The 25,034-nt window shown below is 63.6% G+C and carries 18 protein-coding genes, 10 pseudogenes and 1 other annotated feature; of the genes and pseudogenes, 20 read left to right on the top strand and 8 right to left on the bottom strand.

The window, feature by feature from the left end:
* Nucleotides 1-1,682: 1,682 nt before the first annotated feature.
* On the bottom strand, nucleotides 1,683-2,303 hold the full coding sequence (locus ACX9MN_RS20015) for an IS5 family transposase (RefSeq protein WP_489725195.1): 621 nt from the start codon (nucleotides 2,301-2,303) through the stop codon (nucleotides 1,683-1,685).
* Between ACX9MN_RS20015 and istA the strand changes: the two genes are divergently transcribed.
* The 3 genes and pseudogenes from istA to ACX9MN_RS20000 all read left to right on the top strand — a co-directional run.
* Nucleotides 2,278-3,537 carry an IS21 family transposase gene (gene istA, locus ACX9MN_RS20010; RefSeq protein ID WP_489725194.1) on the top strand — a complete coding sequence of 420 codons (1,260 nt, stop codon included), beginning with the start codon at nucleotides 2,278-2,280 and terminating at the stop codon, nucleotides 3,535-3,537. The genes ACX9MN_RS20015 and istA overlap by 26 nt on opposite strands.
* Nucleotides 3,534-4,190: pseudogene (istB, locus tag ACX9MN_RS20005) on the top strand (IS21-like element helper ATPase IstB); the annotation flags it as partial. The gene istA and the pseudogene istB, both read left to right, overlap by 4 nt.
* Before the next feature lie 721 nt (nucleotides 4,191-4,911).
* A pseudogene (locus tag ACX9MN_RS20000) lies at nucleotides 4,912-5,079 on the top strand (DDE-type integrase/transposase/recombinase); the annotation flags it as partial.
* A 296-nt stretch (nucleotides 5,080-5,375) separates the two neighbouring features.
* Here the strand turns inward: ACX9MN_RS20000 and ACX9MN_RS19995 are convergent.
* Nucleotides 5,376-6,604 (bottom strand): IS3 family transposase gene (locus tag ACX9MN_RS19995; RefSeq protein WP_091713013.1). Its coding sequence is split into 2 segments (ribosomal slippage): nucleotides 5,376-6,316 and nucleotides 6,316-6,604, totalling 1,230 coding nucleotides; the frame shifts between segments, so codons are not numbered across the junction.
* Nucleotides 6,207-6,323 (bottom strand) — a sequence feature (AL1L pseudoknot). Its footprint overlaps the gene before it by 117 nt.
* Before the next feature lie 82 nt (nucleotides 6,605-6,686).
* Between ACX9MN_RS19995 and ACX9MN_RS19990 the strand changes: the two are divergent.
* The 5 genes and pseudogenes from ACX9MN_RS19990 (at nucleotide 6,687) to ACX9MN_RS19970 (ending at nucleotide 11,034) form a co-directional block, all read left to right on the top strand.
* Nucleotides 6,687-7,766, top strand: a pseudogene (locus ACX9MN_RS19990) (IS110 family RNA-guided transposase).
* Nucleotides 7,767-7,782: 16 nt separating this feature from the next.
* Nucleotides 7,783-8,070, top strand: a pseudogene (locus ACX9MN_RS19985) (transposase); the annotation flags it as partial.
* A 503-nt stretch (nucleotides 8,071-8,573) separates the two neighbouring features.
* Nucleotides 8,574-9,482: an alginate O-acetyltransferase AlgX-related protein gene (locus ACX9MN_RS19980; RefSeq protein WP_489725193.1), complete on the top strand. Its 909-nt coding sequence runs from the start codon at nucleotides 8,574-8,576 to the stop codon at nucleotides 9,480-9,482.
* A gap of 451 nt (nucleotides 9,483-9,933) precedes the next feature.
* Nucleotides 9,934-10,200 carry a transposase gene (locus ACX9MN_RS19975; RefSeq protein ID WP_489725192.1) on the top strand — a complete coding sequence of 89 codons (267 nt, stop codon included), beginning with the start codon at nucleotides 9,934-9,936 and terminating at the stop codon, nucleotides 10,198-10,200.
* 123 nt (nucleotides 10,201-10,323) lie between these two features.
* Nucleotides 10,324-11,034 (top strand): annotated as a pseudogene (locus ACX9MN_RS19970) (IS3 family transposase).
* A 117-nt stretch (nucleotides 11,035-11,151) separates the two neighbouring features.
* On the opposite strand, the gene ACX9MN_RS19965 reads toward ACX9MN_RS19970, so the two are convergent.
* The gene (locus tag ACX9MN_RS19965; RefSeq protein WP_489725191.1) at nucleotides 11,152-11,991 is read right to left on the bottom strand and encodes a hypothetical protein; all 840 of its coding nucleotides are present in this window, start codon (nucleotides 11,989-11,991) and stop codon (nucleotides 11,152-11,154) included.
* Nucleotides 11,992-12,276: 285 nt separating this feature from the next.
* Nucleotides 12,277-13,237 (bottom strand): annotated as a pseudogene (galE, locus tag ACX9MN_RS19960) (UDP-glucose 4-epimerase GalE).
* A 408-nt stretch (nucleotides 13,238-13,645) separates the two neighbouring features.
* Here galE and ACX9MN_RS19955 point away from each other — a divergent pair.
* From ACX9MN_RS19955 to ACX9MN_RS19945, 3 genes and pseudogenes are all read left to right on the top strand, one after another.
* Nucleotides 13,646-13,864, top strand: coding sequence for a hypothetical protein (locus ACX9MN_RS19955; protein WP_489725190.1), 219 nt, complete (start codon nucleotides 13,646-13,648; stop codon nucleotides 13,862-13,864).
* 202 nt (nucleotides 13,865-14,066) lie between these two features.
* Nucleotides 14,067-15,506 carry a hypothetical protein gene (locus tag ACX9MN_RS19950; RefSeq protein WP_489725189.1) on the top strand — a complete coding sequence of 480 codons (1,440 nt, stop codon included), beginning with the start codon at nucleotides 14,067-14,069 and terminating at the stop codon, nucleotides 15,504-15,506.
* Nucleotides 15,507-15,593: 87 nt separating this feature from the next.
* Nucleotides 15,594-15,923 (top strand): annotated as a pseudogene (locus tag ACX9MN_RS19945) (transposase); the annotation flags it as partial.
* A 19-nt stretch (nucleotides 15,924-15,942) separates the two neighbouring features.
* On the opposite strand, the pseudogene tnpC reads toward ACX9MN_RS19945, so the two are convergent.
* Nucleotides 15,943-16,668, bottom strand: a pseudogene (tnpC, locus tag ACX9MN_RS19940) (IS66 family transposase); the annotation flags it as partial.
* Between tnpC and ACX9MN_RS19935 the strand changes: the two are divergent.
* From ACX9MN_RS19935 to ACX9MN_RS19920, 4 genes and pseudogenes are all read left to right on the top strand, one after another.
* Nucleotides 16,669-17,561, top strand: a pseudogene (locus ACX9MN_RS19935) (IS256 family transposase); the annotation flags it as partial. It lies immediately after the preceding pseudogene.
* 43 nt (nucleotides 17,562-17,604) lie between these two features.
* Nucleotides 17,605-18,356 (top strand): annotated as a pseudogene (locus ACX9MN_RS19930) (IS630 family transposase); the annotation flags it as partial.
* Nucleotides 18,357-18,420: 64 nt separating this feature from the next.
* On the top strand, nucleotides 18,421-18,555 hold the full coding sequence (locus tag ACX9MN_RS19925) for a hypothetical protein (RefSeq protein WP_489725188.1): 135 nt from the start codon (nucleotides 18,421-18,423) through the stop codon (nucleotides 18,553-18,555).
* 391 nt (nucleotides 18,556-18,946) lie between these two features.
* A complete protein-coding gene (locus tag ACX9MN_RS19920) occupies nucleotides 18,947-19,312 on the top strand; it encodes a c-type cytochrome (RefSeq protein WP_489725187.1) in 366 nt (121 codons plus the stop codon).
* A 258-nt stretch (nucleotides 19,313-19,570) separates the two neighbouring features.
* On the opposite strand, the gene ACX9MN_RS19915 is transcribed toward ACX9MN_RS19920, so the two are convergent.
* The 3 genes from ACX9MN_RS19915 to ACX9MN_RS19905 all read right to left on the bottom strand — a co-directional run bounded on the left by ACX9MN_RS19915 (nucleotide 19,571) and on the right by ACX9MN_RS19905 (nucleotide 20,522).
* Nucleotides 19,571-19,924, bottom strand: a complete 354-nt coding sequence (locus ACX9MN_RS19915; RefSeq protein WP_244435208.1) for a hypothetical protein — start codon at nucleotides 19,922-19,924, stop codon at nucleotides 19,571-19,573.
* Between the two features lie 127 nt (nucleotides 19,925-20,051).
* Nucleotides 20,052-20,186, bottom strand: a complete 135-nt coding sequence (locus ACX9MN_RS19910; RefSeq protein WP_020096204.1) for a hypothetical protein — start codon at nucleotides 20,184-20,186, stop codon at nucleotides 20,052-20,054.
* Between the two features lie 69 nt (nucleotides 20,187-20,255).
* Nucleotides 20,256-20,522, bottom strand: coding sequence for a hypothetical protein (locus ACX9MN_RS19905; protein ID WP_489725186.1), 267 nt, complete (start codon nucleotides 20,520-20,522; stop codon nucleotides 20,256-20,258).
* A 186-nt stretch (nucleotides 20,523-20,708) separates the two neighbouring features.
* Between ACX9MN_RS19905 and ACX9MN_RS19900 the strand changes: the two genes are divergently transcribed.
* The 5 genes from ACX9MN_RS19900 (at nucleotide 20,709) to argC (ending at nucleotide 25,015) form a co-directional block, all read left to right on the top strand.
* Nucleotides 20,709-22,013, top strand: a complete 1,305-nt coding sequence (locus ACX9MN_RS19900; RefSeq protein WP_489725185.1) for a nucleotide sugar dehydrogenase — start codon at nucleotides 20,709-20,711, stop codon at nucleotides 22,011-22,013.
* Nucleotides 22,014-22,116: 103 nt separating this feature from the next.
* Nucleotides 22,117-22,734: a CoA-binding protein gene (locus tag ACX9MN_RS19895; RefSeq protein WP_489725184.1), complete on the top strand. Its 618-nt coding sequence runs from the start codon at nucleotides 22,117-22,119 to the stop codon at nucleotides 22,732-22,734.
* Nucleotides 22,735-22,944: 210 nt separating this feature from the next.
* Nucleotides 22,945-23,406 carry a 50S ribosomal protein L13 gene (rplM, locus tag ACX9MN_RS19890; protein ID WP_012318175.1) on the top strand — a complete coding sequence of 154 codons (462 nt, stop codon included), beginning with the start codon at nucleotides 22,945-22,947 and terminating at the stop codon, nucleotides 23,404-23,406.
* Nucleotides 23,407-23,408: 2 nt separating this feature from the next.
* Entirely contained in the window at nucleotides 23,409-23,894 is a 486-nt protein-coding gene (gene rpsI, locus ACX9MN_RS19885) for a 30S ribosomal protein S9 (RefSeq protein WP_042671562.1), read from the top strand.
* 170 nt (nucleotides 23,895-24,064) lie between these two features.
* Complete coding sequence (gene argC, locus ACX9MN_RS19880; protein ID WP_489725183.1) at nucleotides 24,065-25,015, top strand: N-acetyl-gamma-glutamyl-phosphate reductase; 951 nt, start codon at nucleotides 24,065-24,067, stop codon at nucleotides 25,013-25,015.
* Nucleotides 25,016-25,034 lie beyond the last annotated feature (19 nt).

Below are 25,034 nucleotides of genomic sequence, written 5' to 3'. Positions count from 1 at the left end.
TTAGCCTACTTCGTTCAGTTATGCAAACCGGTGTTTAACCTCAGTGAGGATCTACTTCGACCCAGTTTTCGCATTTATCGTGAAACGCTTTCGCGTTTTTCGTGCGCCGCTTCATGCGCAAAACATGATAATCGCTCGTCTGGGTTGATATCTCGCGGGCAGAGAGATAAGATTGAGACAGTCAATGCGCCGTGCCCGGCTGAGGCCAGGCACGGTTAGTGCTTAAATGCAGTGTGCAAGCATGGGCAATAATTTCATAGTCTCAACGACACTGAAGCACCGAACTTTGTCTACATAAAGTCGCATCAATTTCGCGTTCAGCTATCTGAATTAGACTTTACCCCCTCGAGCCAAAATTCCGAGGACACACTTTTTTCGGAATGTGAAATTTGATTCGGCGTTCACAATTTTTACTTTGGCAGCAGAAAAAATGTTTGACATTTGTTCGTTTTGCACCTCGGCTTTGTCTGAAACCGGACCACACGCTCAATTTTGACATAGGTTACTTCAAGCTGAGCAAATAGAATGACTGAAGACGCAACGAAGAGGGTGCTCGTGTGCACAAACGACTGGTGTCATTTCACCGGGTCAGAAATTGTTGCACTCGAGGTGGCTGAGTGGTTCAAAGCGTTGGGCCACTCAGTTGTTCTATGTGGCGTCAGCATTTCCGATTTTTTCCGCTTTTATTTGTCAGATAGATTTCCTATTATCAATTTCTATCAGTGTTGTAATTTTCACGATTACGATATAGTGTGGTCACAACACAATGTTGCTGCCTTATTTTACGCTCAATTATTGTCATCGGGAAAAATTCCACTGCTAATCAATGTTTCGCTTTCGCCTTATGAGCCAATCGAATCGGCTGACGTGGTCCTTTCGGAACGTCTTCAGTTGCCTCTGTATTTCAATTCGCAAGAAACTTTTAACAAGATTCTAGACACTCGCCGTGAGTCGATTGCAGCAACAATTTTTCAAAACGCCGCGCCACGGGCGTTATTGGGGCAGAAAGTATTGCCGCACATACGACTTAACGAAAATTGCTGTCGTGAGCAATCATATCCCGAGAGAATTGCATATTGCGCTCTGGATGCTTAAGCTACTTGGACGAGAAATTCGTGTATATGGCATGAGCTACAATTTTCAGCGGGCTCGCGCCGGCGGATCTGGAATCGGCGGATGCCATAGTTTCTATTGGTAAGACTGTTCCATATGGGATTGCTCTTGGCCGTCCCGTCTATATGTACGATCGTTTTGGCGGGGATGGCTGGTTGTCGGACCAGAATTTCAAATTGCGCTGCTTACAATTTTTCGGGAAGACCGCGGTACAGAAAGTTAGAGCCGATTAATTTGGTGAGCGAAATTTTAGAAGGCTTCCAGGACGCAGCAATCGCAGCCGAGCGATTTTATTCGATCGAGAACCCGGATTTATTTAAACTTGACACTCATCTAGTTAACGTACTGTCTTTAGCTTCCGATCCTGTTTACAGCTATAATTTGCAAGTGCGTTTTACCGAAAGTCTTTCGGATTGGAGGTTTGTTCATCATCTTAAGACATTCGCCAGTTTACGTCGCGCTCACGCTGACGTGTACAGGAAAGCTGCCTTGAAATAGGTGCCGATGTATGCTGCTGGCTGGCGGCTGTGGTGGGCGAGCTTTAAGTCGCGGACTCATTAGGCTCGCAGCTAGGCCCGCACGGCTGCGAGCTTGACGCTGGCGAGGAAGTTGTCGGGATCCTTGTCGTAGCACGTGGTGACGGTGCGGAAGTGCTTGATTTTGCTAAAGAAGCGCTGGACCAAGTTGCGGTACATGTACAGGAACGGTCTGAAGGCCAACACCTTCTTGCGGTTGGGCATCGGCCTGACGTTCGCCCACGCGCCCTGCTCAGCCATCCGAGCGCGTAACACGTCGCCGTCGTAGGCTTGGTCGCCCAGCAGGATCTGACCCGTGCCCAGCCCGCCCAGCATGTCGGCGGCAGAACGCCCGTCATGGGCTTGGCCTTCCGTGATCTTGAGTGCGATGTGACGGCCCTCGGCATCCACCAGCGCGTGGATCTTGCTCGTCAGGCCGCCGCGCGAGCGACCCATGCCACCGGATCGGCCATCTTTTTTTGGGGCGCAGGCGGCATGTGTCGACGCCGGGTGAATGATGGACGAAGGCGCCGACTGAAAAATCGCCAGTTCTGCGCGCGTCCGCAGGGTCGGAGGCGCTGATCTGGGCGGCCGGGCGTCGTCACGTCGCCGATGATCGAACCTCGTGAGCGCACGAGGAGTGTCGGCGGTGATCCAGCTCGGAGAACTCGTCATGATCCTGGACCTGCACCGCCAGGGCCTGTCCGTCACGGCCATCGCTCGCCAGCTCAGCCTCGACCGCAAGGCGGTACGTCGGTACATCGCCCGCGGCCTCGAACCCCCGCCCTACACACCACGCCCGCCCCGCGAACGTCGCCTCGACCCCTTCACCGCCTACCTGCGCGAGCGCGTCGCCGCCTATCCCGCACTGACCGGATCGCGTCTCTGGCGCGAGCTCAAGGAGCGCGGCTACGCGGGCGGCTACACCGCGGTCACCGACTACCTGCGCGGGATACGCCCGGCGGTGCCCACCCCGTTCGAGGTCCGCTTCGAGACCCCGCCCGGCCAGCAGGCCCAGGCCGACTTCGCCCGCTTCGTCGTCTCGTTTGCGGACGAGCCGGGCGTGACGCGCATCGTCTGGCTGTTCTCGATGGTGCTGGGCCACTCCCGCCACGTCTGGGCGCGCTTCGTCCTGCACCAGGATCTGCAGACGGTCCTGCGCTGCCACATCGCCGCCTTCACGGCCCTGGGCGGCGTGCCGCTGGAGATCCTCTACGACCGCATGAAGACCGCGGTGACCGGCGAAAGCGAGGACGGCAACATCGTCTACAACCGCTCGCTCGTGGCGCTGGCCGCCCACTACGGCTTCCTGCCGCGCGCCTGCCGGCCCTACCGGGCGAAGACCAAAGGAAAGGTGGAGCGGCCGTTCCGCTTCGTGCGCGAGGACTTCTTCCTCGCCCGTAGCTTCCGCAATCTCGAGGACCTGAACGTCCAGCTTGGCGATTGGCTCGCCACCGTCGCCAACGTGCGCCTGCACGGCACGACGCTGCGCATCGTCTCGGAAGCCTTCGCCGAAGAGCGGCCCAGCCTGCAGCCGCTGCCGGTCGTGCCGTTCCGGGCCGTGCTGCGTCTGGAGCGGCGCGTCACCCACGATGGCCTCGTGAGCGTCGGCGGCAACCTCTACAGCGTGCCCGACCGGACACGGCGTGTCGTCGAGGTCCACCAGTTCGCCGACGAGATCCAGATCTTCGACGCAGGCCGTTTGGTGGCGGCGCACACCGTCGTCGAGGGGCGTCGGCAGATCCTGGTAGCGCCCGGGCATCGCCGCCGGCCGGAACTGACGCGCCGCACCGCAGCGGGACGCGACGGCCCCATCGTGATCGGCCGCACCGGCGAGCACGTCGCGCGGCGCTCGTTGGAGGTCTACGCCGCCGTCGGCCGCCGCTTGGCCGAGGGAGGCCGGCCATGACGGGGCGGCTGGATCCTGCCGCGACGCTGGAGAGCATCCGGCGCAACCTCGTCGGCCTCAAGATGGCTCGGGCATTGGAGGTGCTCGACCAGACCCTGTGCCAGATCGAGCAGGGTCAGATCGGCGCGGTCGAGGCCATCGACGTGCTCATGACCGAGGAACTGACGCTGCGCCAGACGCGGCGGGTGAAGATGGCGCTGATGACGGCGCGGATCACGACGGTGAAGACGTTGGCCAGCTTCGACTTCGCCTTCCAACCCTCGCTGGACCGCAACCGCTTCCTGGCGCTGGCAGGCCTGGACTTCATCGACCGGCGCGAGGCCGTTCACCTGCTCGGTCCACCCGGTACGGGCAAGAGCCACCTCGCTGTGGCCTTGGGCGTGGAGGCGATCAAGGCAGGGCGCGGAGTCTACTTTGCGACGCTGGCCGACATCATCGCTTCCCTGGCCAAGGCGGAGCGAGAGGGTACGTTGCGCGAGCGCATCCGCTTCCTCGCGGCCTTCGCCCTCCTGATCGTAGACGAGATCGGCTATCTGCCGGTGGTACTGGGTGGGGGCAACCTGTTCTTCCAACTTGTCAACGCGCGCTACGAGCGGGGTGCGATGATCCTGACCTCGAACCGCGGCTTTGCGGAATGGGGCGAGGTGTTCGGCGGTCCGCGGGTGGTGCGGGATTGGGCGATGAGACGGCGTCGCGCGAGCGCGGACGTTATGGACGCCACGCCGGGCTCGATGAGCGCGCCGCGATGGCGGCCCCCGTCGATCAACCGAACGGCGTGGCTTCTGCAGGCGGAACCGAGCACAGGCGTTGCGGACGATCGCCACTTCCTCGATCGCCTGCGGGTGAAGGCACCCGATCTGGCGAAGAGCGTGGCCGTCGCGACGCGCTTTGCTGACCTCGTGCGACGGCGCTCGAGCGAGAGCCTGGAGGCTTGGTTCGCGGCGGCGGCCGCGACGCCGCTGGCGAAGTTCGCCGCCGGTCTCGAGCGCGACAGGGACGCGTTACGCGGTGCGATCACGACGCCCTGGTCGACGAGTCTGGTGGAGGGGCAGATCGGCAGGCTGAAGATGCTCAAGCGCACGATGTTCGGCCGCGCGGGCTTCGCTCTGTTACGCCAGCGCGCCCTCACCGCGACCTGACCTGGAATTCCGCGCCACACGAAATGCGGAAGAACCACGATTTGCACTCGGCGTTGACACGCTCGCCGAGCGGGAGGAACTGGCCCGTCTACGCCGTGAGGTGCGGCAGCTTCGGTTGGAGCGCGACATCCTCTCAAAAGTCGCGGCCTGGTTCGCACGGGAGAGCGGCGCGGTGCCGTCGGGCTCTTCCAGTTCATGAGCGCGAACCAGGCCGTCTTCCCCATTGCGGCCATGGCACGTGCCGACCGCCGCGGGCTTCCTCTACCTCGCCGTGGTGGTCGACGCCTGGAGCCGGCGCCTCGTGGGCTGGTCGATGGCCAGCCACCTGCGGACCGCCCTCGTGCTCGACGCACTGGAGATGGCCATCATGCAGCGCCGACCGCGCGATGTGATCCACCACTCCGTCAGTCAGAAGATCGTTGCCAGATTCCTGGCGGCCTGATCCGCACAGCGATGGACCGTCAGTTAAGCTGGCGCCGCAGGGTGTCCCGGTGTGGCCTGACCCGCACTCCGATCGACCGGTCGTGTCTTTCCCCGGACCTGTCGGCCGCCCGGGAACACCCTGCGGTGAGGTTTTGCCTCGCCGATGCTTGTGACCCGAGAAGGGCCTGACCGTCTGGTCTCGTGACTGTCCTGTCCGCGCATCCGGTCGTGGTGAAGTGAATCGCCCCGGGTTTTCCGGAGGCCGTTTGGTTTGGCTCAGGCGGCCAAGGCTTGGACCTCGGCCTGGGCATAATAGCGTGCCTCCGCCTCGGCGGGAGGGATGTGGCCGATTGGTTCGAGCAGCCGACGGTGGTTGAACCAGTCCACCCATTCCAGCGTGGCGTACTCGACCGCCTCAAAGGACCGCCACGGCCCGCGTCGATGGATGACCTCCGCCTTGAACAGGCCGATCACCGTCTCGGCGAGAGCGTTATCGTACGAGTCGCCAACACTGCCGACGGAGGGTTCGACGCCCGCCTCGGCCAAGCGCTCGGTGTAGCGGATGCTCACATATTGCGATCCGCGATCCGAGTGACAGACGAGGCCGCTGCCGGCGAAGGGGCGGCGCTCGTGCAGGGCCTGCTCCAAGGCATCGAGCACGAAGTCGGCCCGGGCCGAGCGCGACACACGCCAGCCCACGATCCGGCGGGCGAAGACGTCGATCACGAAGGCCGCATAGACGAAGCCGCCCCAGGTGGCGATGTAGGTAAAATCCGCCACCCATAGCCGGTTCGGGCATTCGGCCCTGAACTGTCGATTGACCCGGTCGAGCGGGCAGGCCGCCGCCGGATCGGGAACGGTGGTGCGAACCCTCCGCCCCCGGACGACGCCAGCCAAGCCCATCGTTCGCATCAGCCGGACCACCGTGCAGCGCGCCACAATGATCCCTTCGCGGGCGAGCTGCCGCCAGACCTTGCGCACGCCGTAGACCCGGAAGTTTGCCTCGTACACGCGCCGGATCTCGACCATGAGTGCCGCGTCCCGCTTGGCTCGAGCCGACAGCCTCCCGGGATCGGCTCGTCGCGCGGCATGGGCGTGGTACGTCGACGGGGCGATCGGCAGAACCTTGCAGATCGGCTCGACCCCGTAGAGCGCACGATGATCGTCGATGAAGGCGATCATGACCGGAACCGGCGGTCGAGCTCCGCCTGGGCAAAATACGCGCTCGCCTTCCTGAGGATCTCGTTGGCCTGCCGGAGCTCGCGGTTCTCCCGCTCCAGCGCCTTGATCCGCTCGCGCTCATCCGTCGTCGGTCCGGCCCGCACGCCCCGGTCGCGCTCGGCCTGACGGACCCACTTGCGCAGCGTTTCGCCAGAGCAACCGATTTTGGCCGCGATCGACTGGATCGCGGCCCATTGCGAACCGTGCTCGCTCTCATGCTCCCGGGCCAGCCGGACTGCCCGCTCGCGAACCTCAGGGGAAAAGGGTGGGGTATGCTTCGTCATGGCTCCAGTCTCTCAAGAGTTGGAGCCTCCGAAAATCCCGGGGCGATTCAAAGCCATCAGGCTCGATCGACAGGAGGATGGGATGAGTGCCGAGGAAGCTCACGAACGTCACGACATCGGCGGTGTCGACACCCACAAAGATCTGCATGTCGCCGCGGTCGTCGATGACCGGGATCGGGTTCTGGCGACCGCCAGCTTCGCCGCGACCCGCCAGGGCTATCGGCAGATGCTGACTTGGATGCGTTCGTTCGGCCCGCTGCGCCGCGTCGGGGTCGAATCGACCGGCAGCTATGGTGCCGGCTTGCTCCGCTTCCTCCAGCGGGCCGGGATCGAGGTGCTGGAGGTGACCGCCCCCGACACCCAGGACCGTCGCCGGCGGGGCAAGAACGACGACTTCGACGCACAGAGCGCGGCGCACGCGGCCTTCGCCGGCACCCGTACCGTCACGCCGCGCACCCGCGACGGCATGGTCGAGTCGCTGCGCGTCCTGAGCGCGTGCCGGAAGACGGCGGTCGCGGCCCGGCGCATCGCCCTGCAGATGATCCACAACACCATCGTGTGCGCCCCCGACGCCCTGCGCGAGACGCTGCGCCGGATGACCCGGATGCAGCTCGTGCGGACCCTGGCGGCGTGGCGGCCTGATCTGAGCGCCTACCGCGACGTCGAGGCCGCCTACCGGATCGGCCTGAAGTCCCTGGCGCGGCGCTATCTGGAACTGCACGACGAGATCGCCGATCTCGATGCCATGATCGGCGCCATCGTCGACGAGCTTGCCCCGGACCTCGTGGCCCGCAACTCCATCGGCAGCAATGGCGCCGCTCAGCTTCTCCTGACGGCCGGCGACAATCCCGAGCGCTTGCGCTCAGAGGCAGGCTTCGCGGCGCTTTGTGGCGTGAGCCCCGTGCCGGCCTCATAGGGCAAGACGGTGCGCCATCGCCTCAACCGAGGCGGTGATCGCGCGGCCAACAGCGCGCTGCACATCATCGCCATCGGGCGACTGCGAACCGATGAGCGGACCAAGACGTATGTGGCCCGCCGCATCGCAGAAGGCCACTCCAAGCTGGAAGCGATCCGCTGCCTGAAGCGCTACATCGCCCGTGAGGTGTTCACGCTCATCACCCGGAGCCGGCAGGCGATCAACCAGACCCGCATCGCGGCTTGACACACAGAAGGGCGTCCAACGATCGCAATACACGTCGCTGGCCTTCGGCGGTCGCTGCCGCGAAGCGGGCGTGCGCCCCTCCATGGGCTCGGTGGGCGACGCCTACGACAACGCAATGTGCGAGAGCTTCTTCGCGACGCTGGAGTGCGAGTTGCTCGATCGCCGGCGCTTCGCCTCTCAGGCACAGGCCCGCATGGCCGTGTTCACCTTCATCGAGGGCTTCTACAATCCCGTGCGCCTGCACTCCGCGCTCGGTTATCGCTCACCCATCCGCTACGAACAGGAGATGCTCCCCAACCCTTGATCCGCAAGCGTTCCACCGCTCCACCAAAACGGGTCAACTCCACGTCACTCACCTCCGGCTGTTTGGGATCGCGCGCAATTGCTAAGATGCGGCGCGCAAACCGCTTTCACATGGCAGGACCCGCACCGAATTCGCCATCAATATCAAATTGCGGGAGAACCGCGATGCCGAGGGAGGATCAGCGCCTAGATCGTCGACTACAACGAACACCATCCCATCGTGAGCTCGGCAAGCACTCGCCGCGCGAGATTATCCGTGCTCAGATGCAACCAGCCCCGTACGCGGCTTGATGTGGAAACTCCACGATCCACAACTGACAGAGTCAATGATCACGGCAGAAATACGACCACTGTGACCGGAAAGCAGCAGATTGCACGGCATGTTCGGAGAAGGATAGCACTCTCGCTACGTTCCGGCCTAGCAATCGATTTGAATGATCGGCATTTGTTGATCGACCGACCGTCCCATCGACGGCTCGGAGCACCAACTGAGAGGAGCAACAGTTGTTAAAATTCCACGTCGGAAAAGACCAGTACCTATTCCTAGAGAACGATACCAATGCGGTTTGGCAGCAGGTCTCCGGAAACTGGCGGCCGCCACTTGCGGATTTCTTTGACCGATGGATTGCAAGACACGTCGCACGTTCTCTTGTCTGCACTCAAAATAACATGGAATATTTCCATATAATTGTTCCAAACAAAGAGACGTGTCTACTTGATCTCGCCGACTACGAATATGAGGGAGAGCTAGTAAAAAGTCCGAGGGGCCCTATCTTCTCGCTTCTTGAGTGTAACTTTTTCGCCAAAGATCACATATTTTACAACCATTCCATTATTTCGTCGCCTAAATTTTTCCACAAAACTGACTCTCACTGGAATTTCGAAGGAGCATTGATCTATACAGCAGCGGCATTCAACGCGTTTCGCGACTACAATGCAGCGAACCTGCTGCATAAAGCAATTATAGGTTGGGGCGACCACGAGTTGCATGGGGATCTGGGGCTGCACGCGGACAAGGAGCCTGAAATTTGTCGGAAACCGATATATGAACCAGTGGCAATGCTTCGATTTTCAAATCACACTCCAAACGAAGGGTATATAAGGCACTATATTAATGCGAGCGCACCCTTAAGGAAGAAGGTGCTAGTTTTCCATGATAGCACGATCCACCGGATTTATGACGGGTTAGCGTCAATTTTCAAAGAAGTGCTTTTCATACACTGCCCTGACTTTGACATAAACTTTGCCATCGAATTCGGAGCCGAGCTCGTCTATTTCTTCCAAATGGAGCGCTTTACGGTTAGGTTGAGCAGCAATGAGGCGAGTTATATAGACTTCGTTCATCAAAAGGAGTGCAGCAAGGGAGTGCAGCCAATTTTTGCGGATTATATACGACCAATACTCGGCTTATAGTGTATCCGATGCTGAGTATTTTGGCTATTTCGCAGGCTGGTCCGTCTTTTGCAAATATGTCTCTCCTGAAATGTCAGGAATTTGGTTCGAGTAGCTCAACCTAACGATTACATTGAGAGTGCGCCGCTGTCTGAAAGTAAGCCATAGAGGTTTGGCAGCATGTATTCCGCGTTGCCCGGCGCACTTGCCGTCTACCGAATCAACTGACAGCAGCTCAGGGTAAAATAAGGAAGTTGCTATGAAACGCCTCGCTTTACCATCCAGATCCGTATCCTTGATTATGGTTTAGTGCGACAGTAGTCGAGAGAGTCCCTCGCGGGGCGTTTCACAGGCTGCGACGGGCAGAGTTCCTCGAGAGGTGGAAGTGGCAGTTGATGTTCCCCCATCGCTTTGGTCCGGCGTGAGTGCGAGTTTTCCGGTTTTGTGTGTCCCTGAGGGGAGGAGCACAGCCGTGAAGAAGAGCAGGTTTACCGAAGAGCAGATCGCCTTCGCGGTGAAGCAGGCTGAGACCGGGACACCGGTCGCAGAGGTGCAGCGTCGGATGGGCATCTCCGAGCAGACGTTTTACCGCTGGAAGAAGCTCTACGGTGGCTTGGGCATAGGCGAGTTGCGGCGGCTGAAGCAGCTCGAGGATGAGAACCGCAAGCTCAAGCAGCTCGTGGCCGATCTGAGCCTCGACAAGCACATCCTGCAGGACGTGCTCGCAAAAAAGCTCTGACGCCTGCTCGGCGACGCGAGCTCGTGCACCAGGTTCAAGAGGCGCACGGGGTGAGCGAGCGGCGCGGCTGCGCCGCGCTCGGCGTCGGTCGGTCGGGCGTCCGCTACCGCTCGATCAAGCCCGATCAGGCACCGCTGCGAATGCACATCTGCGATCTGGCCGAGAGCCGGGTGCGCTACGGGTTACTTCCGGATCTACATCCTGCTGCGCCGGGAGGGTTGGCGAGTAAACCATAAGCGGGTTCACCGTCTCTACCGGGACGAGGGGCTGAGCCTGCGGCTCAAGCGGCCGCGCCGGCTCGTCAGCGCGGCACACCGTGAGCATCAGCCCGCTGCGCTCCGGCCGAACGAACGCTGGTCGATGGACTTCGTCTCCGACGCGCTGTTCGACGGCCGCCGGCTGAGGGCCCTGACGGTCGTCGATGCGTTCACGCGCGAGGCTCTGGCGATCGAGGTCGACCAAGGCATCAAAGGCGAGCAGGTCGTGGCGATCGTCGGCCGCTTGGCGCTGCTGCGCGGAGCACCGTGCGCGATTCAGGTCGATAACGGGCCTGAGTTAGTCTCGAAAGCCCTCGACCGCTGGGCCTACGAGAACAGTGTCACGCTGGACTTCTCGCGCTCTGGCAAGCCGACCGACAGCGCGCTGGTCGAGTCGTTCAACGGCCGGCTGCGCGACGAGTGCCTGAACGCGAACTGGTTCTTGTCGTTGGCCGACGCGAGGAGCAAGATCGAGACGTGACGGCGGCACTACAACGAGGGCCGTCCTCACACCGCCTTGGGGTGGCGAACGCCCCAGGAACTCGCCCTGGCGGCGGCCCTGCAGGCCGCCGAATGAGATCCGGAAGCCCACCTTCCGCCCAGACCAAAATCCGGCGGACCCTCACTTATTCCCATCCCGTGATGTTTGGTAATTTTCGCATTTTAACGTCGTTTTTTCAGTGAAATGATCGTCTTATTTGAAAATATGATCGATGTTAAAGATATCTTCCACCTCAATTATCTCCGCAGGCTGTTTATTCGGGAATTCAAAAACATCTCCGTATCTCCAATTATCATATGCACTTTGCACACCGCTCATAAATTCCGTCATTGAGGCATTAGTAGAATTGCGCAATTTGTTTCTTATCCCATGAAGGCGAACCAAATTCATGTGTCGCATAGAAATCATCTGCGTCTCGAATTTATGAAATGGCTTCGCTGAGCCCCTGAGCCTACGTGTAGGGTCGACAAGAGCGGGATAATAACCTCCGTGATCAAGCTCCGTGTTTGTTTCGACCTTAGTTAGAAACGCACAGCAGGTATTGTCTGGAAGACGCGAGCGCCAAATCGGCCGCTTGACATGAAAATAGGTAGAGACAGCTGACGCAGTTATTCCATGTTCGGCGATAAAGTCTTTGGCACGATCGAATTCGTCTTTTACGTAGTACTCATCTGCGTCAATAGTCATAAAGTGTGAGACGCCAGCCTTTTTTGCGAGATTAAGCCCGATTGACCGTTTCTTGAACTCATTACGTGATGGGTGATCATTGAAGTTTGGTTCAAAATAAGCAATCTCGTCTACTAGGGACTCTGCCTTCGCAGCATCAAGCGTCATCTCTAATGTGGCCTCAGCTCGATATCCCTGATTAGAAACCAGCTGCGCTACGATATTGATGTAATCAACTGATGATCTTATTGCCCTTAGAGAGTGTAGCAAGTGCTCTTCAGAATTGAAGACGCTGTAAGATACACCTGAGATCATAAAAACCTCTAATGATTCGCAGATTTCAAGTCGAAAATAGCTGTTAGGCATCAAGATCAAACTACGATCATGATTTTTAAGATCATATCGCAAAAGTGCAGCGCATTCTCGCTACATTTATTGCAGATGATGAGCCCAACGGACAGCGGCGGGCGCTTGGATCAGGCCGTCTCGCTCACCGTCTATTCTTCACTAGGTGGACCGGCAGGATCGCAGTCCGGACCAAATTGCGCTTCCGTGCGGGCTTGCCGCTGCTCAGCGGCTTCGGCCAAGGAGAAAATGAGCACAACGTCAGACCCGCTTGCGATTGCCGAGGCGTTGCTCCCAGGCCAAAGCTTAAGTGACGATGGCGGCGAGGTCGTCGGGTCGAGGCTCTCAGCCCAGGCGATCGCGGATGCGCGCCGCCTCGGCGACGATCCGGGCCGGATCGCCGGCCCGGCGCAGGCACAGCCGCACCTCGAAGTCGCGCCCCGAGATCCGCTTCACGACCTCGACGACCTCGACGACCTCGACGACCGAGTAGCCGCGCCCGCCCGTAGCCGCAGTTCAGCGTCAGGCTCTCGCTACCGGAGCGCAGGTGGACGAGGGCGAGGCGATGCGCCTCGGCGAGGTTCGAGACCTGGATGTAGTCGCGCAGGCACGACCCGTCCGGGGTCAGGTAGTCGGTCCCGAACACGTCGAGCCGGGCGCGCTGGCCGAGCGCCGCCTGCGTGGCCACCTTGATCAGGTGCGTGGCGTTCGGCGTCGACTGGCCGGACCGTCCCTCCGGATCCGCGCCGGCGACGTTGAAGTAGCGCAGGACCACGTAGGAGAAGCCGTGCGCCGCGGCGGCGTCGGCGATCATCCACTCGCTCATCAGCTTCGAGCGGCCGTAGGGATTGATCGGGTTCAGCGGTAGGTCCTCGGGAACCGGCGAGGCCTCGGGCTCACCGTAGACGGCCGCGGTCGAGGAGAAGATGACATTCTTGACGCCGGCACGCACCGACGCCTCGATCAGCGCGCGGGTCTTCACGGTGTTGGCGAGGTAGTAGCCCAGGGGATCGGCCACGGATTCGGGCACGACGATCTTGGCGGCGAAGTGGGCCAGGGCATCGATGCGGTGGTGGAGGATCGTCTGCGTCACGAGGGCTTGGTCGGCCACGTCGCCGACGACGAGATTCACGCCCTCCGGGACCGCCCAGTCGAAAGCGGTGGACAGATCGTCGAGGACGACGACCTCCTCATGGCCGGCGTCGAGGAGCGCCAGCACCATGTGGCTGCCGATGTAGCCGGCACCACCCGTCACCAGAACCGCCATCTTGGTCTCCGAAATCCGGGCGTCTTACTGCAACGAAATGCCCGTGGCGTCGATCTTTTGGTCGGTAGCCTAAGCAGCCTTGCGCAGCTCGGAGATAGTCGGGGGTTTTTGGCCATGGTACAGGCCTATTGCAGCCGGGTGGTCGTCGAGTCCAAAAGGGCGAGATGCACCGCGAGGGCGTTCATGTCGCCGTCCGTCAGCGTCTCTCCATCGACGGCCAATAGGCTAGGTCCCAGGTCCATAGTTCCTCGTTCGGGCGCGCAGCGCCCCAAATGCTTCACGAATCGGATCTTGATCATCTTGCACGCCGCGAGGTTACCGCAGGCAGGGAAGGGGGTCTATTGCCCGCTCAGAAACGAGCGCCGATCGGTATCGCGATAGCGCAAAAACAATACGATCGTTCCGAAGATGATCTTCTATTGGACCGGCTGCCAGTCCGGGGCAGGCTCAGAACTGGACCTCGGACGCAACATTAAGGGCAGCTCGCTGCTGATGCGGGAAGAGAACGCCTTGCAGGAGCTCGATGCCATCGATCAGCAGCCAGACAATGGTCAAAACCTTGAGGAAGAAACAATAGACGCGAATTGGCAAATAATAATGGTGAATTATTTCAGCCGAAAGGGATAAAATTGTCGCACAATACGCCATTTATAGACTACCGCAGTTTCTACCAGAGCATTACACTAATTCAATCATGGTCCTCATCAGTGAAGGCACAAAGATATACACTCTCTCTGCAGAGCGTCAGCACGATCATACTGGCCTATCATTTCGAGCTCTTGAGCCCGTACCGCGGTGACACCAACATCTGGAAGATTGTCTGATGCACTTGGACCGCTTTCTCGCTGCCGTTGCCGCGCTCTGCATCGCCGTCCTGCCTGCGCGCGCGGATCAGAACCTTGGCGCCGCTCGGATACAGTCGGGCACGAACAAGCTCGCCCTTCCCGGCGGCCCCACCCTAGGCACCTACCAGAACGGCAAGTTTAGCGCTCAGCCAGATGCCATCCAGATCCAGGGCCCAGGCTCAACCGGCGACGTGTCGGGGACAAGCGTACCGAGCCCGAGCACGAGCGCGCCCGCGAGCACGCTGTCCAATCCGATGGCAAACCGGCTGCTTTTGCTCGGCAACGACGTCACGGCCAATCCAGACAATTCGGTTGCCGATAAGATCCCGTTTGCCAACACTGGATCTAAGCACTTCCTCTACTCGCGCCGCAATGCACCTGCGCGCACACTACTCGGAACGACAACCCTCGTCCGGAACACAGTTGGATCTGGAACTTTCGGCCCAGGCTCAGCCGACTTCGCCGCGTTGACATCCACGACAAAGGATAACTGGCAGACTGCAACTGGGGCGGCGGCGGGGGAAGGCGAACTTGACACACTCATAAGCATCGCGCGCCAAGGCAAGAAGGGCGATACCGCCGCTTATGTCGGCGACGTGCTGAAGCGCCGTGACAATCTGACTTCCGTGGCATCAGACGAAAGCGGCGCACCCATCATTCTGGAAGGCGGCGTGGGCTTGATTGATGCCAGCGGCAATGAGTATCTGAGTTTTCACTCGCTGCTCGGCTTTATTGAAAGTCCTACAGGGCTGTCCGGTGGTCGCGGTTATGGCGAAGTACAAGAAGCTCGCATCGGGACCGGTTGGTCAGCTCACCACGCTTCTGCCGTCTCCTCAAGCGCGGGATGGATGTACTATTACACCGGAGCCCAGACCCGAGATCCATCAAGCCTAAATTACCTCGTGGACAACTCTGGCCGCACAACAGCGGGTCCCCCGTCCGCGCGGATGAGCTGGGGCTTCGATGCGACAGCCAACGCCTACACGCTCCTTGACGCAGTCAGCGGAATCGAGCGGATGCGGGTCGTGCGAGATGGTGGCGGGGCGACGTTTACGGGGCAGCATGGCGGCCTCACCTTCGCCGACCCCGTAACCGGTGGCGCCAACGGCGGTTATCAGCGGTTCGTCTCGGCAGGCAACGGCAACTACTACTGGCAAGTCGCTAATTCGGCTGCCGCCTTCGGCCCCGGCGGCACTGCCTTCAACGCTTACCACGTCGCGCCGGATGCCAGCTTGAACATGGACAGCTTATTCAAGCTGAAGGCGTACACGGTCTCGACGCTGCCAGCGTGCAATGCGATGAACAGGGACAGCCTTGCGGTCGTTTCCGATGCGGCCGCACCGGCCTATCGCGGTGCTCTGACCGGCGGCGGCACGGTTCGCACACCGGTGTATTGTGATGGCAGTATTTGGACTGCCCACTAGCATTACAGTTGCGTTTTTGGCGAGATTCTGACTTCTTGCGGCACCATGCTTCGCGCATTATGGGTGCAGGAACTCTGGGCCTCTTAGCTGCGAGAGGTGAAGGTACGCATGCGCCCGCTGTTTGCTCAGGAGCGGGTGGCAGCCTTGGCGGGAGCATTCCTGGACGGACTGCTCGGCGCGGAGCGGCGCAAGACCGGTTGGATGTGGGCGGAAGCTGCGGGCGATCCCGGTCCCTGGCGTCAGCAGGCCGTGCTCGGTCTCGGACGCTGAGATGCCGACGCCCTGCGCGACGTCGTGCGGGACTATGCCCTGGAAACCCTGACCGACCCGGATGCTGTTCTGGTTCTCGGCGAGACTGGCTTTCTCAAGCGGGGCAAAGCGTCGTGCGGCGTGCATCGCCAGTACACCGTAAGCGCTCGGCGAGCGGCCGTGTTGATTAGGTGGCCTGAGCACCAGCGGTGACCGGCGACCAGTTCCAGGGCAGGAGTTCGGCCAGGCGTTTGGCTGGATGATCGGCGAGGCGGGTGAGCACGTCGCGCAAGTAGGCCTCCGGATCGAGCCCGTTGAGCTTGGCCGTCTCGATCAGCGTGTAGAACGCCGCGGCTCGCTCGGCGCCGCGCTCCGAGCCGGCGAACAGGTAGTTCTTGCGCCCGATCACGACGGACCGCAGCGCCCGCTCGACCGGTTTGTTGTCAAGCACGATCCGGCCGTCGCCGAAGACCCGGATCAGTGCCGTCCAGCGCACCAGCATGTAGCGGAACGCCTTGGCGAGATCGGAGCCGCCGGAGAGCTGCGGCAGGATCGTCGCCGCCCAGGCCTTCAGGGCCGCTGCGAGCGGTTTGGATCGAGCTTGGCGCTGCCGCAGGCGCTCGTCGGGAGGCTTGCCGCTGACGGATCGCTCGACCTCGTAGATCGCGCCGATCCGTTCCAGGGCCTCGAAGGCGACCGCCGAGCCGGTCCTGGCATGAACATCGAAGAACTTGCGACGGGTGTGCGCCCAGCAGGCGGCCTCGATCAACGCGCCGCCCGGACGACGGCCCTCGTAGAGCCCGTTGAAGCCGGCATAGCCATCCACCTGCAATATGCCGGAGAACGCCGCCAGATGCGTGAGCGGACGCTCGCCCTTCCGGTCCGGCGAGGCGAAGAACACGGCCGCCGGCGGACGCAGTACGCGCGTGGCATGAGCACCCGGGAGATGGTCGCGCACCTGCGTGAGCTTTACGGCATCGAGGTCTCACCCGACCTGATCAGCGCGGTGACCGACGCGGTCCTGGAGGAGGTCGCCGCCTGGCAAGCCCGGCCGCTCGAGCCGGTCTATCCGATCGTGTTCTTCGACGCCCTGCGGATCAAGGTGCGCGACAAGGGCGTGGTCCGCAACAAGGCCGTCCATATCGCGCTGGGCGTGCGCGCCGACGGCGCCAAAGAGATCCTCGGCCTGTGGCTGGAGCAGAACGAGGGCGCCAAGTTCTGGTTGCGGGTCATGAACGAACTCAGGAACCGCGCCGTCGAGGACGCGCTGCTGGCCGTGGTCGATGGCCTGAAGGGCTTCCCCGATGCGATCCGGGCGGTGTTCCCCGAGGCGCTGGTCCAGACCTGCATCGTCCACCTCCTGCGCCACAGCCTCGACTTCGTGTCCTACAAGGACCGCAAGCTCGTGGCGGCGCGCTGAAGGACATCTACCGCGCGCTCGATGCCGCGGCTGGCGAGGCAGCTTTGGCGGCCTTCGAGACGAGCGAATGGGGTCGACGCTACCCGGCCATCGCCCAGAGCTGGCGACGAGCCTGGGGCGAGGTGATCCCGTTCTATGCCTTCCCCAGCGAGGTTCGCCGGATCCTGTACACCACGAACGCCATCGAGGCCCTGAACGCCACGCTGCGCCGAGCTGTGCGCGCCCGCGGTCACTTCCCGACCGACGAGGCCGCGCTGAAGCTGCTCTAGCTGGTCTTGAACCGCTCCGAGAAGGCGTGGAAGATGGGCCTGCGTGAGTGGGTCATGGCCAAGGCGCAGTTTGCCGTCATATTCGGCGAGCGCTTCGCCTGGGCCATGGCGGCGTGATGTTCAATCCGCCGCCCGCACACGGAATTCCTGGCAGTCCCCGCATTGGACGGCGGCGGCCATGGCTAAGGCCGCATCCATCAGCGTCTCGTCGGTGAGCGGATCTGGCGCGGGCACGGCCTGCAGCCGCGTCGGATGCGGCAGTTCAAGCTTCCCACCGACCCCGTCTTCGCCGCCAAACTGCGCGATGTCGTTGGCCTATACGTCGATCCACCGGCTCATGCCGCGGTGCTCTCCGTCGACGAGAAGTCGCAGCTCCAGGCGCTGGCCCGAACGCAGGACCCGTTGCCGATGAAGCCGGGTCAGCCCACGACGCACACCCACGACTACAAGCGCCACGGCACCACGACCTTGTTGGCCGCTCTGGACGCCCTGGAGGGCAAGGTGATCGGCCGCTGCATGCAGCGCCACCGGCATCAGGAGTTCATCCGCTTTCTCAACGCGGTCGAGGCGACAGTCCCGACCGGAAAGGTCGTCCACGCAATCTTGGATAACTATGCCGTTCACAAGTACCCGAAGGTCCGCGCCTGGCTCGACCGCCACCCGCGCTGAACCTTCCACTTCACGCCTACTTCCGCCTCCTGGCTCAACGCCATCGAGGGCTTCTTCGCCAACCTCGCAAAACGACGGCTGCGACGCGGTGTGTTTGGCTCTCTCGTCGAACTTCAGACAGCCATCAAATGCTTCATCGCCGAGAGCAACGGCAACCCAAAGCCCTTCGTCTGGACTGCAGACCCGGACCGCATCATCCAGGCCGCCAAACGCGGGCACCAAGCGTTAGACTCGCACCACTAGGCGCCTATGAAACGGATGTAACCATTCGGGAGCATAGGCCCTCGGAGGAAGCCGCGGAGCCGTCATGACCAGCCAACGACCGACGATGCTCCGCCCGATGAAGGCGACACTCCGCATCCTGAAGACGACGATCCTCGCCGCGCAATTCGAGGCGCCGGAGCCCCGCCCTCCGGCGATCCGACTGCCGCTCACCGCCTAGCCCCGACCGCGCCCGCGGGACCCACCCCGACCTGCCGTGGCGGGCCCTTGTTTGTGCGCGCCGCCCTCGGCCCCCAAGACCAGACGGATTTTCTGGATCCGGAGGGATTATCGCGCCGCGGCGCACGTCAACATCCCGACATGCCAAGGTTGGAAGCATTCTCAGGTTCGCCGGCTCCCGCTCTGCGGGCGTGCTGGGCCACGCATGAGCGGCAGCGCGCCACGGAGCGGCGCGCCGGCCGCGAAGGCTCGCCACCGCGGCCGGCATGGACTTCGAAATGATATGAGGCGGCGACCAATATAATCTGCGCTTAGTCACAGATTTTTTCGCTTGCATCGCGCGTTTTTTGTGTCAAAACCGCAAGGTTTACTTCAAGGATTGGGGTTAATACATGCGTATGCTTGTAATCGGCGCAGTTCTCGCCGTTGTCATGCCTTTCGCCGCGCAGGCCCAGGACGCCGGCGACGCCGCGGCCGGCGAGAAGGCGTTCGCCCCCTGCAAGGCGTGCCACAACTTCCAGAAGAACGGCGTGGGTCCCGACCTGAAGGGCGTCGTCGGCCGCAAGGCGGGCACCTACGAGGGCTACAACTACTCCGCCGCCCTGAAGAACTCCGGCATCACCTGGGACGAGGCCAACCTGCACGAGTGGCTGAAGAACCCGAAGGCGAAGGTGCCCGGCAACAAGATGATCTTCCAGGGCATCGCTGACGACAAGAAGATCAACGACCTCATCGCCTATCTGAAGACCCAGTCTTAAGTCGGACGGGCCCCGGACCAAGGTTCCGCGCGGCCTCTCGCCATGGATCCGTTGCGATCGACCCCGCCCGGCCTGGCCGAGCGGGGAATTTCTCGTTGTTTCGAGGGCCATCGGCAAAAAATAGTCTTGGTTTCTCTTCGCGATAACTTCCCATCGCGCAGAATGATGCTACTCTAGGCGCAGTCGCTCGGCGTAACGCACCGGGCGTCCTCAACCTTCAGCCCCGCCGGCACCCGCCGCGCGGGGCTTTTTCGTGACTCAGCGCCCGCTACCGGAGGACAGGCTCGACCCGACGCTCCCGGAGAGCTGGCTCGGAGTTCCGAGCTGAGTGCCGTTCGGGTTGGTGTCCAGGCTGAGATCAGGGGACACGAGGCCGCCCGGCGCGGGGTTGGTCGACTGGGCTGGCTCGAAGGCCTGCCGGCCGCCGGCCAGCGGCGTGATGACCCGGTCCTGCCGGATCGTGGTCTCGCAGAGACCCTGGCAGATCGGGACCGTGAGGTCGGTCTCCTGGCAGATCGCCTTCATCTCGCCCCGGATGCAGGTGCAGCGGCACAGCGCCGAGGCGGGAGCGGGCAGCGCCAGCAGGGCGGCGGCGAGCATGAACAGGCGCATGATGATCGACCTCATTGCCCGCGAATGGGCGATCGGGGCTCGGCGGACCTCATAGCACGGCGCGCCCCGGAGCCCGAACGCGCCGGCGCTCCGCGAGGCCGCCCCGCGGGTTGAAAAGGCCCGTTGCTCAGCCGGCCGTGACGCGGCGGTAGCTCGCCGCGAAGGCCTCGGCGGCCTCGCGCGTCAGATCGGTCACCACCAGTCCGGCGGTGTACACGGTCCACCGTCCGTTCTGGTCTTCCGTGATGCAGATTTCGGCCATCGGGCGCCTCCACTCCACGCCACAACAAAGCCGAGCGAACCTGACGAGTTCCTGAATCGCGCCGGGCGATCAGGAAGTCGACGCTCCATCGTCCCTAAGGATACGGATGGGCCGGAAGGCGCGCGCGGACACCGCGGCCTCGACCCAGGCGCGGGCCGCCGCGGCCGCGGGGTGATCCGCGAAGGCGGCGCGGCGCGGCGGCCATTCCGACCCGGACTGGACGACGTAGCCGCGCGTGCCCGCGGCGCAGGGGCCGACGTAGCCGAAGACCTTGCCGGTCCCGTCGACGAGGTCGGTGCAGTGGACAGGCCCCTCGGTCCAGCGGAGATCGGGCATCCTCACCCCCCACGGTCTCGCCCCGTGCTCACCCCGTCAGCGGTCCGGGGACGTGCTCCGCGCGGGCCGAGGCGGGTCGACGCCGGCGCGGACCGCCCCTATACGCGCCCGGCGGCCGGATCGTCATCGGCGCCTTCCGAGCCCGCAGAAGGATCCGGCGTGGCTGAAGGGGCGGCAGATAGCTCAGTGGACGACCCGGCGGACCGCCCGGCGGACAGCGTGGCGATCGTCGGCCTGGGCTATGTGGGACTCCCGCTCGCCCTGGCGTTCGGCCGGGGGCGGCCCACGATCGGCTACGAGCGCGCCGCCGACAAGGTGGCGGCCTACCGGGCCGGGTACGACCCGGCCGGGGAGATCGACGCGGAGGCATTCCAGGCCGCCGCACACCTCGCGATCACCGACGACCCGACCACGCTGGGCGCGGCGGACGTGATCGTCGTCACGGTCCCGACCCCGGTGGACGCGGCCCAGTGCCCCGATTTCGACCTGCTGGTCCGAGCCTCGGACCTCGTCGGCCGGCATATGCGTCTGGGCGCGACCGTGGTGTTCGAGTCGACCGTCTATCCCGGCGCCACCGAGGAGATCTGCATCCCCGTCTTGGAGCGGGCCTCGGGCCTGCGCTGGAAGACGGACTTCTTCGTCGGCTACTCGCCCGAGCGGATCAACCCGGGCGACCGGGAGCACAGCCTCACCCAGGTGGTGAAGATCGTCGCCGGCGACACCCCCGAGACCCTGGAGCGGCTCAAGGCCCTCTACGGGTCGATCATTGAGGCGGGGCTCCACGCCGCCTCGTCCATCCGGGTGGCCGAGGCCGCCAAGGTCATCGAGAACACCCAGCGCGACCTGAACATCGCGCTCATGAACGAGCTGTCGCTGATCTTCGACAAGCTCGACCTCGATACGCAGGAGGTCCTCGCGGCGGCGGGGACCAAGTGGAACTTCCTGCCGTTCCGCCCCGGGCTGGTCGGCGGCCACTGCATCGGCGTCGACCCCTATTACCTGACCCACAAGGCCGCGATGATCGGCTACCACCCGCAGGTGATCCTGGCCGGGCGGCGGATCAACGACAGCATGGCGGCCCACGTCGCCCGCAGCACGGTGAAGCGGATCGTCCGGCGCGGCGGGACCGGGCGGGCGCGGGTGATCGTCCTCGGCCTGACCTTCAAGGAAAACTGCGCGGACCTGCGCAACTCGAAGGTCGCCGACCTCGTGCGGGAACTCGAGGAATTCGGCTGCGCCGTGTCGGTCCACGATCCCCGCGCCTCCGAGGCGGAAGCCCGGGCCGAGTACGGCATCGACCTCGTCGACTGGGCCGACTTGGCCGCCGGCGCGGACGCGGCCGTGATCGCAGTCCCGCATCGCGACTACGCCCGGCTTGGTCCGGAGGCGATCGCCGCCCGGGTGAAGCCCGGCGGCCTGATCGTGGACGTGAAGGCGTTCTTCGAGAAGGCGCCGTTCGCTCGGCTGGGCTACGAGGTCTGGCGGTTGTGACGGCGGCCGCGCCGAAGCCGGGACAGCAGCGCGACACGCGGCCAGAAGCGCGGCGAGAAGCGCGACACGACCCGCGATCATCCGGACGACGAGGGAAAACGCCATGGACGAGACGGGCCACGAGAACCGGCCACCCGCGCCCAGCGACGCGGCAGCGCTCGTGGAGCGGCACGCCCGCTACCCAGACGCGCAGATCCGCACGATCCTGAACGGCACGCGCACGATCGCGCTGGTGGGCGCCTCGGCGAATCCGGCACGCCCGAGCTGGATCGTCCTGAAATACCTCCTCGACCGGGGCTACGCGGTGACGCCGGTCAATCCCGGCCTCGCCGGCCAGGACCTGCTCGGGCGCCGGGTGGTCGCCTCCCTCGCCGAGGTCCAGGCCGCGCTCGGCGACCAGCCGATCGACATGGTCGAGATCTTCCGCAACTCCGCAGCCGCCGGGCCGCTGGTCGACGAGGCGCTGGCGCTGACGCCGCCGCCGAAGATGATCTGGATGCAGCTCGGCGTGCGCGACGACGCGGCCGCCGCCCGGGCCGAGGCGCGCGGCCTGACGGTGATCATGAACCGCTGCCCCAAGATCGAGTACGGCCGGCTCTCCGGCGAGATCGGCTGGACCGGCGTGAATTCCCGGATCCTCAGCGCCCGGAAACCGGTGCTGGCGGCCAAGGGCGTCCAGAAGCTGACCATCGCGGAGCGTGGCCGGCGCTCCGACGGCTAGCGGTATTCTGATACCTCAACCGTCAACCTATTGAACGAAATAGCTTTTCTGAGATCCTGCATTTCTCTGTTGACCCAGCATCCGGGGCCGTCTATGCACCCGGCACCGCCGCCGCGTGTGCCCCACGCGGCGGCTCGTTTTTCGGCACCCCGATGTCCGCGGATCCCGACGCGTCGGGGTCCGGTCCGTCGGAACCCCTGGGATTTGGCTATGAAGACCACCTCGCTGAAGCCCGCCGAGGTCGACAAGAAGTGGATCGTGATCGACGCGGAGGGCCTCGTCGTCGGCCGCCTCGCGTCGATCGTGGCGATGCGCCTGCGCGGCAAGCACAAGGCCGCCTACACGCCCCACGTCGATTGCGGCGACAACGTCATCGTCATCAACGCCGAGAAGGTGAAGTTCACCGGGCGTAAGTACAATCAGAAGAGCTATTTCTACCACACCGGCTATCCGGGCGGCATCAAGGAGCGGACTGCCAAGTTCATCCTCGAGGGCCGGTTCCCCGAGCGCGTGGTGGAGAAGGCCGTGGAGCGCATGCTGCCGCGCGGCCCGCTCTTCCGCCAGATCCTCGGCAATCTCCGCGTCTACAAGGGCACCGAGCACCCGCATGAGGCCCAGCAGCCGCAGGCGCTCGACGTCGGCGCCCTCAACCGCAAGAACGTGAGCGCTTGATCATGGCGACCCTGCAGTCCCTCGCCGACCTCAACCGGTCGAACACCGGCGCGGTCGACCCCGCCAACGAGGCCCCCGTCCACGTCCAGAAGCTGGACGCGCAGGGCCGCGCCTACGCCACCGGCAAGCGCAAGGACGCGGTCGCCCGCGTCTGGATCAAGCCCGGCAGCGGCACGGTGACGATCAACAAGCGCCCGGTGGAGACCTACTTCGCCCGCCCGGTGCTGCGCATGATCCTGCGCCAGCCGCTGGAGATCGCCGGCCGCGTCGACCAGTACGACATCACCGTCACGGTGGCGGGCGGCGGCCTCTCCGGCCAGGCCGGCGCGGTGCGCCACGGCCTGTCGAAGGCCCTGACCTACTACGAGCCGGAGCTGCGCGCCCCGCTGAAGCGTGAGGGCTTCCTCACCCGCGACGCCCGCGTGGTCGAGCGCAAGAAGTACGGCCGCAAGAAGGCCCGCCGCAGCTTCCAGTTCTCCAAGCGCTGATACCCGATCACACCGGTGTCACGGAGAGGGCGGTTCCTGCGGGAGCCGCCCTTTCGCGTTTTCAGGCCGCTGCACGGTCGTTGACAGCCTGTCGCACCGCGCGCACCTGATTCCCGGCCGCGGTGCCCGACTCGGGCGGCGAGGCATTTTTCTAGAGAGCGAGACGAGCGATGTCTGGCGCAGGCGCGACGAAGCCCACCGTGTTCATCGACGGAGAGGCCGGCACGACCGGTCTCGGCATCCGCGAGCGCCTGGAGCGCGACGGGCGGGTCGCCCTGCGCAGCATCGCCCCGGAGCACCGCAAGGATCCGGCGGCCAAGCGCGCGCTGCTCGCCGAGGTCGACCTCGTCGTGCTCTGCCTGCCGGACGAGGCCGCCAAGGAGACCGTGGCTCTGGCCGACAGCCTGCCCGGCGGCGGTCCGCGCGTCCTCGATGCCAGCACCGCCCACCGGGTCGCGGAGGGCTGGACTTACGGCTTCCCGGAGCTGACCCGGGAGCAGGGCGCGGCGGTGGCCCGCGCCCGGCGGGTCGCCAATCCGGGCTGCTACCCGACCGGCGGCGTCGCGCTCCTGCGCCCGCTGGTGGAGGGCGGCCTGATCCCGGCCGACCACCCGATCAGCGTGAACGCGGTCAGCGGCTACAGCGGCGGCGGCAAGAGCATGATCGAGGCCTACGAGCAGGGCACGGCGCCGCCGTTCCAGCTTTACGGTCTCGGCTTCGCCCACAAGCACCTGCCGGAGCTGCAGTGCTACAGCGGGCTCACCCGGCGGCCGATCTTCGTGCCGTCGGTGGGCAACTTCCGGCAGGGCATGCTGGTGAGCGTGCCGCTCCACCTCGAGACCCTGCCGGGCCGGCCCAGCGCCTCCGACCTCGAGGCGGCCCTGCGCGACTGGTACGCCGGGCAGCCCCTGGTGCAGGTCGTGCCGGGTGCCGCCACCGGCGCGCACCGCGAGAAGATCGAGCCGGAGGATCTCAACGACACCGACCGGCTGGAGCTGCGCGTGTTCGGCTCGGCCGAGCACGGGCAGGCGGTGCTGGTCGCGCGCCTCGACAATCTGGGCAAGGGCGCCTCCGGGGCGGCCGTGCAGAATCTGGGGCTGATGCTCGGGCTCGACGGCTAGCCCACGGGCGCCGGCGCCC

Source organism: Methylobacterium sp. 1A, from assembly GCF_058072805.1.
This window is presented reverse-complemented; position numbering and strand designations above follow the sequence as displayed.

What these genes read in the sequence shown, in the direction of transcription:
- ACX9MN_RS19920 (WP_489725187.1), top strand. Translation starts at nt 18,947, where the DNA reads ATGCGTATGCTTGTAATCGGCGCAGTTCTCGCCGTTGTCATGCCTTTC.
- ACX9MN_RS19965 (WP_489725191.1), bottom strand. Translation starts at nt 11,991, where the DNA reads ATGCCTAACAGCTATTTTCGACTTGAAATCTGCGAATCATTAGAGGTT.
- ACX9MN_RS19915 (WP_244435208.1), bottom strand. Translation starts at nt 19,924, where the DNA reads ATGCGCCTGTTCATGCTCGCCGCCGCCCTGCTGGCGCTGCCCGCTCCC.
- rpsI (WP_042671562.1), top strand. Translation starts at nt 23,409, where the DNA reads ATGGCGACCCTGCAGTCCCTCGCCGACCTCAACCGGTCGAACACCGGC.
- argC (WP_489725183.1), top strand. Translation starts at nt 24,065, where the DNA reads ATGTCTGGCGCAGGCGCGACGAAGCCCACCGTGTTCATCGACGGAGAG.
- ACX9MN_RS19925 (WP_489725188.1), top strand. Translation starts at nt 18,421, where the DNA reads ATGACCAGCCAACGACCGACGATGCTCCGCCCGATGAAGGCGACACTC.
- ACX9MN_RS19905 (WP_489725186.1), bottom strand. Translation starts at nt 20,522, where the DNA reads ATGCCCGATCTCCGCTGGACCGAGGGGCCTGTCCACTGCACCGACCTC.
- ACX9MN_RS20015 (WP_489725195.1), bottom strand. Translation starts at nt 2,303, where the DNA reads ATGACGAGTTCTCCGAGCTGGATCACCGCCGACACTCCTCGTGCGCTC.
- ACX9MN_RS19910 (WP_020096204.1), bottom strand. Translation starts at nt 20,186, where the DNA reads ATGGCCGAAATCTGCATCACGGAAGACCAGAACGGACGGTGGACCGTG.
- rplM (WP_012318175.1), top strand. Translation starts at nt 22,945, where the DNA reads ATGAAGACCACCTCGCTGAAGCCCGCCGAGGTCGACAAGAAGTGGATC.
- ACX9MN_RS19955 (WP_489725190.1), top strand. Translation starts at nt 13,646, where the DNA reads ATGATCTTCTATTGGACCGGCTGCCAGTCCGGGGCAGGCTCAGAACTG.
- ACX9MN_RS19895 (WP_489725184.1), top strand. Translation starts at nt 22,117, where the DNA reads ATGGACGAGACGGGCCACGAGAACCGGCCACCCGCGCCCAGCGACGCG.